This window comes from Cohnella rhizoplanae, from assembly GCF_948329515.1.
GTDB classification, from domain to species: Bacteria; Bacillota; Bacilli; order Paenibacillales; family Paenibacillaceae; genus Cohnella; species Cohnella rhizoplanae.
This window is the reverse complement of the sequence record NZ_CAOJCN010000006.1, coordinates 17,663-29,530: the sequence shown is the minus strand read 5'-3', so window position 1 is coordinate 29,530 and position 11,868 is coordinate 17,663. Positions and strand designations below refer to the sequence as shown.

The 11,868-nt window shown below is 62.6% G+C and carries 12 protein-coding genes; all 12 read right to left on the bottom strand.

All coding sequences use genetic code 11. From position 1 onward, the window contains the following. Window positions 1-100 precede the first annotated feature (100 nt). The 12 genes from PQG80_RS11615 to hisH all read right to left on the bottom strand — a co-directional run bounded on the left by PQG80_RS11615 (window position 101) and on the right by hisH (window position 11,868). Window positions 101-370, bottom strand: coding sequence for an HPr family phosphocarrier protein (locus PQG80_RS11615; RefSeq protein ID WP_090117078.1), 270 nt, complete (start codon window positions 368-370; stop codon window positions 101-103). Window positions 371-472: 102 nt separating this feature from the next. Next, window positions 473-1,408: a DNA-binding protein WhiA gene (whiA, locus tag PQG80_RS11610; protein ID WP_271751495.1), complete on the bottom strand. Its 936-nt coding sequence runs from the start codon at window positions 1,406-1,408 to the stop codon at window positions 473-475. A 7-nt stretch (window positions 1,409-1,415) separates the two neighbouring features. Next, on the bottom strand, window positions 1,416-2,402 hold the full coding sequence (locus PQG80_RS11605; RefSeq protein ID WP_271751493.1) for a gluconeogenesis factor YvcK family protein: 987 nt from the start codon (window positions 2,400-2,402) through the stop codon (window positions 1,416-1,418). Next, window positions 2,395-3,291 (bottom strand): RNase adapter RapZ, encoded by an 897-nt coding sequence (rapZ, locus tag PQG80_RS11600; RefSeq protein WP_271751491.1) that lies wholly within the window; start codon window positions 3,289-3,291, stop codon window positions 2,395-2,397. The genes PQG80_RS11605 and rapZ overlap by 8 nt, the downstream gene beginning before the upstream one ends. A 72-nt stretch (window positions 3,292-3,363) precedes the next feature. After that, a complete protein-coding gene (locus tag PQG80_RS11595; RefSeq protein ID WP_271751490.1) occupies window positions 3,364-4,314 on the bottom strand; it encodes an ROK family glucokinase in 951 nt (316 codons plus the stop codon). Between the two features lie 84 nt (window positions 4,315-4,398). Beyond that, a complete protein-coding gene (trxB, locus tag PQG80_RS11590; RefSeq protein ID WP_271751743.1) occupies window positions 4,399-5,349 on the bottom strand; it encodes a thioredoxin-disulfide reductase in 951 nt (316 codons plus the stop codon). 61 nt (window positions 5,350-5,410) lie between these two features. Continuing rightward, window positions 5,411-7,150 (bottom strand): tetratricopeptide repeat protein, encoded by a 1,740-nt coding sequence (locus tag PQG80_RS11585; RefSeq protein ID WP_271751488.1) that lies wholly within the window; start codon window positions 7,148-7,150, stop codon window positions 5,411-5,413. 272 nt (window positions 7,151-7,422) lie between these two features. After that, window positions 7,423-8,373: a ribose-phosphate diphosphokinase gene (locus PQG80_RS11580; protein ID WP_090117084.1), complete on the bottom strand. Its 951-nt coding sequence runs from the start codon at window positions 8,371-8,373 to the stop codon at window positions 7,423-7,425. A gap of 245 nt (window positions 8,374-8,618) precedes the next feature. After that, on the bottom strand, window positions 8,619-9,278 hold the full coding sequence (gene hisIE, locus PQG80_RS11575) for a bifunctional phosphoribosyl-AMP cyclohydrolase/phosphoribosyl-ATP diphosphatase HisIE (RefSeq protein ID WP_271751485.1): 660 nt from the start codon (window positions 9,276-9,278) through the stop codon (window positions 8,619-8,621). Next, complete coding sequence (gene hisF / locus PQG80_RS11570) at window positions 9,275-10,033, bottom strand: imidazole glycerol phosphate synthase subunit HisF (RefSeq protein ID WP_271751484.1); 759 nt, start codon at window positions 10,031-10,033, stop codon at window positions 9,275-9,277. Before hisF ends, hisIE begins: the two co-directional genes overlap by 4 nt. A 126-nt stretch (window positions 10,034-10,159) precedes the next feature. Beyond that, window positions 10,160-10,891 carry a 1-(5-phosphoribosyl)-5-[(5-phosphoribosylamino)methylideneamino]imidazole-4-carboxamide isomerase gene (gene hisA, locus PQG80_RS11565; RefSeq protein WP_271751483.1) on the bottom strand — a complete coding sequence of 244 codons (732 nt, stop codon included), beginning with the start codon at window positions 10,889-10,891 and terminating at the stop codon, window positions 10,160-10,162. A 359-nt stretch (window positions 10,892-11,250) separates the two neighbouring features. After that, a complete protein-coding gene (gene hisH / locus PQG80_RS11560; RefSeq protein WP_271751482.1) occupies window positions 11,251-11,868 on the bottom strand; it encodes an imidazole glycerol phosphate synthase subunit HisH in 618 nt (205 codons plus the stop codon).

Genomic DNA, 11,868 nt, shown 5'->3' with positions numbered 1-11,868 from the left:
GTCTACTCAACGGCTATTATAGGCAAAAGGTTGCAGATCAACCAAAAAATAGTTCCGAAAAAGCAAAAAGCCCCCGTCCGGGAGCTCGCGCATCTGCTTGTTATTGATTCTCCAGCTCTTCCTTGCTGACCAGTTGGACTAAAGCGGTTACAGCTTGCTCTGCGTCCGAACCTTCGGCACTGATGGATACTTCGGTGCCCGAGCTGATCGCCAGACTCATGATACCCATGATGCTCTTGGCGTTGACGCGCTTGTCTTCCTTCTCCACGAACACGTCGGAGGAGAATTTATTGGCTTCTTGCACGAATAAGGCCGCCGGTCTGGCGTGAAGCCCCGTCTTAAGCCGAACAACAACCGGCTGTCTCGTCATGGAACGAATCCCCCTGTCTTTGTTCTCGTCCCGGTGAACGGGACCCACCGCACATGGTTTGTTATCTATTATAGCATTAGAGCGCTTGGTTGTGCCACAGGCTTATAAAGCGCCGCCCCTGATTTTTTCGGCCCATTCGTCGATCTTGCGGAGCCGGTGGTTCACGCCGGACTTGCTGACCTGCCCCTTCAGCATGTCCCCGACTTCCTTCAGGTTCATGTCCGGATGCATCAGGCGGATCTCCGCCACCTCGCGCAGCTTGTCGGGCATGTTCTCGAGACCGACTTCCTTCTGCAGCAGCTTGATATTGTCGATCTGCCGGACGGCGGCCCCGATCGTCTTGTTCAGGTTCGCGGTCTCGCAGTTGACGATCCGGTTGACCGAGTTGCGCATGTCCCGCATGATACGCACGTCCTCGAACTTGAACAGCGCCTGATGCGCGCCGATGATGCTGAGGAACTCGATGATCTTCTCGCCTTCCTTGATGTACAGGATGAAGCCCTTCTTGCGCTCGATGCACCGTGCATTGAGATGGAACTTGTTCGTGAGATCCACGAGCGCCTTGCAGTGCTCCTCGTACATGGAGGCGATCTCCAGATGGTACGACGAGCCTTCCGGATTATTTACGGATCCGCCGGCGAGGAATGCGCCGCGCAGGTAGGCCTTTTTGCAGCAGGACTTGCGCACGAGGTCCTTGTCGATATCCGAGTTGAACTGAAATCCCGCGCTCGCGATCTTCAGGTCGCCGAGCAGCTGCTCGACGCCGGCCGGGACGCGGACGATATAAACGTTGTTTTTCTTGAGCCGCATTTTTTTGCGCACGAGCAGCTCGGTCGGCACGGAGTAATGCCGCTTCATTAAGGTATAGATACGCCGGGCAATGGCCGCGTTCTCCGTCGAGATGTCGAGCACGATCCGTTTGTTGGTCAGCGATACCGACCCGTTCATGCGGATCAGCGCGGACAACTCGGAGATATCGCAGCAGCCATCGGACTCCACGAGCGTCAATTCTTTTTTAGTCTGTGCGGCGAACGACACTCCGCCCTCACTCCTTCCTCAGCATCCAATCCTCCACCAGCTGGTAAATGTGCTCACTCAGCTTGGCGGCGTCATGGCGCAGATAGGTCCGGAACAGCACCAGGCGGTCTGCGATCACCTTGTAACCGCGTCTCTCCACCTCGTCCAAGTCGAGATGGACGGCCGCCGAGCCCTGCTCCGCGTACATGCTGTGCACCTGCGGGGGAATCTCCCCGTTGTTCACGATGACGTAATCGAATAAGTGATGACCGATATGCGCGTGGATCGCGTCCAGATGGTCGCCGACCGAGTAGTTGTCGGTCTCTCCCGGCTGCGTCATCACGTTGCATACGAAAATCTTGACGGCATTCGAATTCAGAATCGCATCCGCCAGCTTGGGGACGAGCAGGTTCGGCATGATGCTCGTATACAGGCTGCCCGGGCCGATCAGGATCGCGTCGGCGGAGACGATCGCCTCGACCGCTTCGTCCAGCGGCTCGACGTCGGCCGGCTCGATGAATACCCGCTTAATCGCGATTCCCGCCTTTGGAATCTGCGATTCGCCCTCGATGAAGCTGCCGTCCGCCATCTCGGCCTTCAGCAGGATCGCCTGATTGGCGGCCGGGAGCACGCGGCCCCGGACGGCGAGCACGCGGCTCAGCTCTCTCACGCCTGCGACAAAATCGCCGGATATATCCGTCATCGCCGCCAATATCAGATTACCCAAGCTGTGTCCTGCCAATCCCGCCCCGTTCATAAAGCGGTAGGAGAGCATGTCGGCCAGGAGCGGCTCCGCGTCGGCAAGCGCGGTGAGCACGTTGCGGATGTCGCCCGGCGGCGGCATCTGCAGCTCCGACCGCAGAATGCCCGAGCTCCCTCCGTCGTCCGCCACCGTGACGATCGCCGTGATGTCGAGCGGCTTTTGCTTCAGTCCCCGCAGCATGACCGACAGTCCCGTACCGCCTCCGATGACGACGATACGGGGCTTCCTGGCGCCCTGCCCCGCCTTAGCCATGACGGTCTCTCTCCGCGTCGCGATGGCCTACGCGCACCGCCTCGGTCTCGCCCGCGCTCAGCATGCGGCCCAGGTATTCGGCGATCGCCACGGAACGGTGCTTGCCGCCCGTGCAGCCGATGCCGATGACGACCTGGCTCTTGCCTTCCTTGTGGTACAGCGGAATGAGATACTGCAGCATGTCGAGCAGCTTCGCGAGGAAGGTCTGCGTCTCCGGCCACTTCATCACGTAGTCGTAGACCTCGCCATCCTGCCCGGTCTTGGGCCGCAGGTTCTCGACGTAGTGCGGATTCGGCAGGAAACGCACGTCGAAAATCAGATCGGCGTCGATCGGCACGCCGTACTTGAAGCCGAACGACGTGACGTTGACGGCGAGCGAGTTGCGGTCGAGATCGGTAAAGCGAGAGGCGATCTTATCCTTGAGCTGCCCCGGCTTAATGTTGCTCGTGTCGATAACCTGCGTGGCCCAGCCCTTCAGGTCCTCCAGCAGTTTGCGCTCCGCGTGGATACCTTCGAGGGGCATGCCTTCCGGCGCGAGCGGATGCCGGCGGCGCGTCTCCTTGTAGCGCTGCACGAGCACCGAGTCGGTCGCGTCCAAGAATAGAATCTCGTAATGCAGCGTATAGTGCTCGCGAATATAGTTCAGCGATTCCGACAATGCCGTAAAAAACTCCCGGCCGCGAAGGTCGATGACGAGCGCGACCTTGCCGATCCGGCCTTGGGACTGATCGATCAGCTCGGCGAACTTCGGGATCAGTACCGGCGGCAGGTTATCGACGCAGAAGAAGCCGAGATCCTCCATGCTCTGCACCGCGATCGTCTTGCCCGCGCCCGACATGCCGGTGATGATGACCAGCGTCGGCCTTGATATCGTGCTCGTATTGTCCACGTGCGGTCCCTCCCCAGCCAATGCGAAGCGCCTGACCGCCGTTGACCGGACAAGCAGGCGCCTCTCAGCGATTTAAGCGTATAAGAAAAGTCCGGCAGCGCCGACGACGCCCGCATTGTTGCCCAGCTCGGCGGGGACGATGTCCACGCCTTCCTTCGCGGTGTCCGTCGAGAACTTCTCGAAGGTCTCGCGGATCTGCTCGAACAAGTACTCGCCCGCCTTGCTCACCCCGCCGCCGATGATGAACCGCTGCGGATTCACGATGACCGCGAGAGCCGCCATGGACTTGCCCAGGTAGAAGGCCGCGCGCGTCACGATGCGCTGGGACACTTCGTCGCCCGCCTTGGCGGCGTCGAACACGTCCTTGGCCATGATCTTGTCGACGAGGGAGAGCGAGGTGCGGTCGCCGCGCGCGACGGCGTCGTTCGCCATGCGGATGATGCCGGTCGCCGACGATACCGTCTCGAGGCATCCCATCTGTCCGCAGCCGCACTGGATCGCTTCCAGATCGGGGACGATGGAGATATGGCCCAGCTCGCCCGCCATGCCGCTGAACCCCTCGACCAGCCGGCCGTTCACGATGAGGCCGCCGCCGACGCCCGTGCCGAGCGTGTAGCACACGCAGTTCTGCACGCCGCGGCCGGCGCCGCCCCACACTTCGCCCAGCGCGGCTACGTTGGCGTCATTGTTGATCTTGACCGGCTTGCCGAGCTTCTCCTCCATAATATGCCTGACCGGCACCTGGCGGAAAGGCAGGTTCGCGGAAAACTTGATGATGCCGCCCGGAATGTCGAGGAAGCCCGCGATCCCGATGCCGACGCCGTGAACCTGCTCCCACTCCGGCGTGCCCGGAGGCACGAGCGAGTGCACGTATGCCGCGATATTGTCCAGGATGCGGTCGGTGCCGAGTTCCGTCTCGGTCGGCCCTTCATAGGTGCGCAGCAGCTCGCCGAGGCTGTTGCATAGACCGATCTTGATCGTCGTGCCGCCCAGATCGACGCCAACGTATAGCAATTGAGACATAGTGTTAGACACCTCTTGAAAGTATTGGATAAGTCCTCGCGCGAGAAGCGCCGGCCTCTTAGCCGGCGCGCTCATGCCTGCCGATCAACCCAGCGTCTGACTCCAGTCGTGAACCATGTGGCCCTCGAGATATTTCTCGCAGTCGAGGGCGGCCATGCAGCCGCTCCCCGCGGCGGTGATCGCCTGGCGGTACTTCGTGTCCTGCACGTCGCCGCAAGCGAACACGCCCGGGATATTGGTCTCGGAGGAGTCCGGCTTCGTGACGATATAGCCGTTCTCGTCGGTCTCGACCTGACCGCCGAGGAACTTGGTGTTCGGCGTGTGGCCGATGGCGATGAACACGCCGTCCGTCGGCAGCACTTCTTCTTCGCCCGACTCGTTGTCCCGTACCTTCAGGCCGGTGACGCCCAGCGGACCCGCGACGACCTCGAGCGGCGTCTTGTTGAGGCCCCAGTCGATCTTCGGATTTTCCCGCGCGCGATCCTGCATGATCTTCGAGGCGCGGAGCTCGCCGCGTCTGTGGACCAGCGTGAGCTCGGAGGCGAAGCGCGTCAGGAAGTTCGCTTCCTCCATCGCGGAGTCGCCGCCGCCGACGACGATGATCTTCTTGTTGCGGAAAAAGAAGCCGTCGCAGGTCGCGCAAGTGCTGACGCCGCGCCCGACGTTCTCCTTCTCGCCGGAGATGCCCAGGTACTTGGCCGAGGCGCCGGTAGAGATGATCAGGCTCTCCGCCTTCAGCGTCTCGCCGCCCTCGAGATTCAGCGTGAACGGCCGCTCGCCGAGCTCGACCGAGTTAATCCAGCCCGTGCGGAACTGCGCGCCGAAACGCTCCGCCTGCTTGCGCATGTTCGTCATGAGCTCGGGGCCCATGATGCCCTCGGGGAAGCCGGGGAAGTTCTCGACCTCGGTCGTCGTGGTCAGCTGTCCGCCGGGCTCCGGTCCTTCGATGACGAGCGGGTTCATGTTCGCGCGCGCCAGATAGATGGCGGCCGTGAGGCCCGCCGGTCCTGTTCCGATTACGATGCTCTTGTAGATGGTCATGCGTCTGGTCCTCCTCGGCCTGTAAAAAATTCGATTGTACTGAACCTCGTCTTGCCTAGGTCCCCTCCTGAAAGGAACGGTTCGTCAGCTTCAGCTTCTCGCGGATGCCGCAAGCCTCGTCGATCCGGCCCGCGTAGCGGCTGATGCTCGCCTGCGAAGCGCCATATACGTCCATCAACTCGGCGTATGTAATGCTCCTGCGGTGCATTTTCGCCGTCCAATATTCAAGCGCCGCGGCCCACCCCTGGGCGTTGCGCAACTTGGGCACGTCGGGGTATACGCGGGAAAGATAGTCGACCCAGAGCGTCATCATGTCGTGCTGCTGGACGACGTCGTACCGTCCGGCCATCCGCTCCATCGCCTGCTCCAGCACGCCCTGCCAATCGCTGTCCCACACGGGCAGCCTGGCGGACCTGCGCCTTGCGTCCAGCTGCAGCGACCGGCCGTCGAAGACGACGGCGAGCGCGTCCTCCACGCCGATCGACCGCAGCACGAGCACGGCCACGCGCTTGAGATCGTCCTCTTCCTCCGCGTCGACGAGAAATGCCTTCAGCGCCTCGATGACCTCTTCGTCCGCGACCAGGCCCAGAGCCTGGATGACCTGCATCTTCGTGCGGCGGTCTCCGTGGCGCAGCGCCCAGAAGAAGGAGGAACGCACGAGCGGGTCCTTCTTCAGCGTCTCCGAGATGCGCTCGGGGTGCTTCTCCCACTCGCGGAACTGCTCGTCGAACGGCATATGGTAATGGTACTGGGTCGGCGGGCTCGCTTCGCCCTCCCTTACCTTAGCCAATTTGCCCAAATAGAAATCGGCGACCGCAGGCGAAGCGTCCAGGCGCTTGGCCTGCAGCCAATGCCGCTCGGCCTCGTCGTAGCGTCCGATGTTCGCGGAGGCGACCGCCGCGAAGTGATGCAGGCTGGGCTCCGCGGACAGCTCGCCCTTGCGGAGCAGGCGGGTGAAGTGAATGTAGGCTTCGCGATGCTCGCCTACGATCCCCATCGTCGTGCCGAGCTTGAACACGTGCTCGGGATGGATCGGGATCGTCTTCTTGAGCAGGCTCAGCAGCGCCTCGAGATCCTCGCGCCGGTTCACGTGCTGATAGAAAATCGCGAGATTGCACAGCGCGTGGAGATTGCCGGGCTCCGCCTTCAGCACCTCGCCGATCGTCTGCACCGATTTGTCGAACAGACCCATGTAGTAGTATGCGAGTCCGAGATTGTTGCGCGCGGCGAGAAAGTCCGGCTTTTTGACCAGAATGTCCTCCAGCAGCCGCACCGCCTCGGAGAAGCGCCCCGCCTCCAGCAGCTCCCTCGCCTTGTCGTGCTCGTAGAGACTCTCCTTGGCCTTGATCGTGGACAGCTTGGTCGGGCGCTTCAGCTCGTAGACGAGCAGGTCGAGCAATTCGTCCGCCTCGTCGAGGAACTGGCCCTCAGGATCGTTCTCCAGATAGGTGACGAGCGATTCCTCGGCCGCCTCGTACAGCTCCATGTTGGCGTAGTTGTTCGCCAGATAGTAATGGCACTCCGTCATGCCCGGATCGATGCGGTCGAGCACCGAACGCAGGATATCGTTGGACTCCTCGTAGCGGCCCATCTCCGACAGGATGCCGGCCATATTGCAATGGTTCACCGGATTCTCCGGCTCGTATTCGACGGCCCGGCGGAAATACTTCAGCGCCTTGTCGTAATGATAGCGATCCAGCGACTGGACGGCGCGCTCAAAGAAAAACGTCGCGTCCAGCGACAACGGGATGACTTTGGTGCGGCGGCCGGCGACCATTCGCTTGCGCGGATTCATCGTCAAGGCACCTCCCCCCGGTATTATATTGGTTGAATTCATAGCTTCCGGACATTGCTTCCCAGCCGCCATATCGGGCGGAACGCCGGTCCTCGGCCGGACCGGATCATGTTACACCGATTATAACACAGCAAGGGCATCCATCAAATAAAAAGGACCGCCCGGGCGTGCCGCTAGACGACTTCCCGCTTGCGACGGCCAAACCAAGGCGGGCAAACAAAAACGCGGCGCCCCGCGCAAATCGCGCAGAGTGCCGCGCCTACCGGGCCGGCTTATACGCCGGCCGTCTTGAACAGCGTGCTGATCGATCCGCCCTCGGTAATGATGCGGGTCGCTTCGGCCAACATCGGCGCTACGGACAGCACCTTGAAGCGGTCGGAGCGATCGTTCGGCAGCAGGATCGAATCGGTCACGACGACCTCGCGGATGCTCGGATGATCGAGCTTCTGCAGGGCGCTGCCCGAGAACAGCGGATGCGTCGCGCAGACGTATACGTCCTCGGAGCCGCGTTCCTTAAGGCCCTCGACGACGTTCACGATCGTCGTCCCGGTGTCGATCATGTCCTCGATGATGATCGGCGTGTAGCCCTCGACCTCGCCGATGACGTGCGTGATGACCGACTCGTTGTGCGCGGGACGCTTCTTGATCATGATCGCGAACGGAGAATCGAGCTGGTTGGCCAGCTTCTCCGCGGTGGAGGCTCGTCCGGCGTCCGGAGAGACGATGACCGGGTTGCGGATGTTCTTCGCCCGCAGGTAATCGCTGATCAGATCCAGCGCGGTCAAGTGGTCGACCGGGATGTTGAAGAAGCCTTGGATCGCGGGCGCGTGAAGGTCGATCGTGACGATCCGGGTCGCGCCGACCGTCGTCAGCACGTCCGCGACCATCTTCGCGGAGATCGGTTCGCGCGGCGCGGCCTTGCGCTCTTGGCGGGCATATCCGTAGTAAGGGAGCACAATGTTGATCGTACGCGCCGATGCCCGCTTGGCCGCGTCGATCATGATCAGCAGCTCTACGAAGAAGTCATTGATCGGATGTGACAAAGATTGCACTAGAAATACGTCGCAGTTGCGGATGGTCTCCTCGTAGTGCACGTACACCTCGCCGCTCTTGAAGCGAGACAGCGTAATCTTGCCTAGCGGCAGCCCGAGCTGCTCGGCGATCTTCTCCGCCAGCACGGGATTCGACGATCCGGAAAAAATACGAAGCTTGCTGCTGTACATTGTGCGCCTCCAAGAATATTCACTAGCGGCATCGCCGCTTTATCCCCTCTATTATACATGACGCCGATCCGATAGCCAAAGGGTTCTCTGTCATATATCGACCGGTAAATAGCGTCATTTGGCACATTTTCGCCACTTTTGGCGCATCTTGCGCCGGATCGCGGTCCAATCGGTCCGGCAGCGCGAATAAGCCGCCGGCCTCCCGCCGCCTCGCGGCGCGCCGAAGACCTGCGGCCTACAGCCGGTCAGTTTTTTTTGGTCGGCTTGCGATGGCGGAACTCGAGCTCCGCCAGCACGTCGTCGAGCGGGATGCCTTCTTCGCGCAGCAGGACCATCAGATGGAAAATGAGGTCGGCGGCTTCCGCGCGCGTCTCAGCCCGGTCGTGATTCTTGGCGCCGATGATAACCTCCGCGGTCTCCTCGCCGATCTTCTTCAGGATCTTGTCCAGACCCTTGTCGAACAGATAGGTCGTATAGGAACCCTCGGGCCGCTCGGCGTGGCGCTTCGCGATCGTAGACTCCAGTTCGGAGAGCGGCGCGAAGCGGTCGGCCGCGGGCAGGGAATCCTGCGGCAGCTCGCCCGACGCGTCCCGGTAGAAGCAGCTGTAGCTGCCGGTATGGCAGGCCGGACCGTTCGGGATCGCCTGCACCAGCAGCGTGTCGCCGTCGCAATCGTAGCGCAGCGACACGACCTTTTGCGTATGGCCGCTCGTCGCGCCCTTGTGCCACAGCTCCTGCCTGGACCGGCTCCAGAACACCGTCTCTCCTTTTTCCAGCGTCAATGCCAGAGATTCCTTGTTCATATAGGCCATCATCAGGACTTCCTTGCTGACCGCGTCCTGCACGATCGCAGGCACCAGGCCGTCCGCGTCCCACTTGATCGAATCCGTCAGCGTCTCGCTCATCTCACGTTCACTCCTTGGCTCCGCAGCGCGTCCTTGACCTCGCGGATCGTCACTTCTTTGTAGTGGAAAATACTCGCCGCGAGCGCCGCGTCCGCATGCCCTTCCGAGAAGGCGTCCGCGAAGTGCGCAGCGTTGCCCGCGCCGCCGGAGGCGATCACGGGGATGCCGACGCCGTCCGACACGGCGCGGGTCAGCGCGTTGTCGAAGCCGTCCTTGGTGCCATCCGCGTCCATGCTCGTCAGGAGCAGCTCGCCCGCCCCGCGCCGCTCGGCCTCCTGCGCCCAGGCGATCGCCCGGATGCCCGTCGGATTGCGGCCGCCGTGCGTATAGATCTCCCATTCGCCCCACTCGGCGTTGTACTTCGCGTCGATGGCGACGACGATGCACTGCGCGCCGAACACGCGCGAGCCGTCCGAGATCAGCTGGGGATTGCGGATCGCCGCCGTGTTGATCCCGATCTTGTCCGCGCCCGCGCGCAGCAGCCGCTTCATGTCGTCGACCGTGGAGATGCCGCCGCCCACCGTGAACGGAATCGTGATCTCGCCGGCCGTCCTGCGCACGACGTCGACCATCGTGGCGCGGCCCTCGACCGATGCCGAGATATCGAGGAACACCAGCTCGTCGGCGCCTTCGCGGTCGTAGATCTCGGCCAGCTCGACCGGATCCCCTGCGTCGCGCAGATTGACGAAGTTGACGCCCTTGACGACCCGCCCCTCCTTCACGTCGAGGCAGGGAATAATGCGCTTTGCCAGCATAAGCTTGCCTCCTGTCCGCGGAGCGTCCGTGCGCGAAGTCACTTCTGCCGGGCCGCCCCGCGTTTGCGATGCGCTGCAGTCATGCAGTTATTCGGTTGCGGTCCGCCCGCGGCGGCCGCTTCGTCTTTACTTGTACGCCGCGACTGCCTCGGTCAGCGAGATGCTGCCCGTGTACAGCGCCTTGCCGACGATCGCGCCGCCGACGCCGTCCGCCGCATGCTTCGACAGGTTGGCCAGATCCTCCGGCTTGCTGACGCCGCCGGAAGCGATGACCGTACGGCCGGATACCTGCGCCAAGCGTACGATCGCCTCGACGTTCGGGCCCCCCATCATGCCGTCGCGCGAGATGTCCGTGAAGATGAACGTCTCCGCGCCTTCGGCCGCGAGCTCTCTCGCCAGATCCTCGGCGCGCACCTGCGACGTCTCGAGCCAGCCGCGCGTCGCGACGTAGCCGTCGCGGGCGTCGATGCCGATCGCCACCTTGCCGCCGTGCTTCGCAAGCACCTTGGCTACGAAGGCGCGGTCCTCGATCGCCGCCGTCCCCAGGATCACGCGGGAAACGCCGAGCGACAGCAGCCGCTCCACGTCCGCCTCCGTGCGGAGACCTCCGCCTACCTGCACGGGTACCTGCACGGCGCGCGCGATCCGGCCGATCAGCTCGTCGTTCACCGGATGACCGGCCTTCGCGCCGTCGAGATCGACGAGATGCACCCACTCGCCGCCTTGCGCCTCCCAATCCTTGGCCGCGGACACCGGGTCGTCGTTGTATACCGTCTCGCGGTTATAATCGCCCTGGACCAACCGGACGGCCTTGCCGCCCCGGATGTCGATGGCCGGGTAGATGATGAACTTGGACAAAGGATATGACCTCCAACTTGTTAACGTTCCTATTGTTGCGTCGCTCGAGCAAGAACGCAGCACCCGCAAAGCCGCAATTTTGGACGCTGTAGGCTTACATTTTGCGCTTGCAGCATCCGAGCGCGCACCGCTGGTCGCTGTAAGCTCACTTTTTGCGCCTACAGCATCCAAGTAAGCTCCTCTGGTCGCTGTAAGCTCACATTTTGCGCTTTCAGCATCCTAGCGAGCACCTTTGCCTGCGGTAAGCTCACATTTTGCGCTTGCAGCATCCAAGCGAGCACCTCGGGCAGCTGTAAGCTCACTTTTTGCGCCTACAGCACCCTACCAGCAGCTTCAGCCGCTCCATCGGAGGTGCCCGCTTAGGCCTTCCCGCCTTCGGCCGTCTCCACGAACCGGCGCAGCAGCGACACGCCGAGATCGCCGCTTTTCTCCGGATGGAACTGCATGCCGCTCACGTTGTCTCGCCCGACGATCGCCGTCACCGGCTGATGATAGTCCGCCGTCGCCAGCAGGTCCTCCCGCCGCTCCGGCAGCGCGTGGTACGAGTGCACGAAGTACACGTGTCCCGGCGCCAGCCCCTCGAACAACGGATGCGACGGCTGCTCAAAGTTCAGCTCGTTCCAGCCCATATGCGGCACCTTATAGTCGCCTCGGAACCGCACGACCCGGCCCGGCAGCAGACCGAGCCCTTCGTGCGTGCCGTGCTCCTCGCTCTCCGCGAACAGCAGCTGCATGCCCAGACAGATGCCCAGCAGCGGCTGGCCCGCGGCCGCCGACTCGCGGACGACCGCGTCCAGCCCGGTCTCCCGCAGGTTGCGCATCGCGTCGCCGAAAGCGCCGACGCCCGGTAAGATAACGCCGTCCGCCGCGAGGATCTCCTCCCGCGAAGACGTCACCCGCGCCTCTCGGCCAAGCCGCTCGACGGCCTTGCTGACGCTGTGCAGGTTGCCCATGCCGTAGTCGACGATCGCGATCAT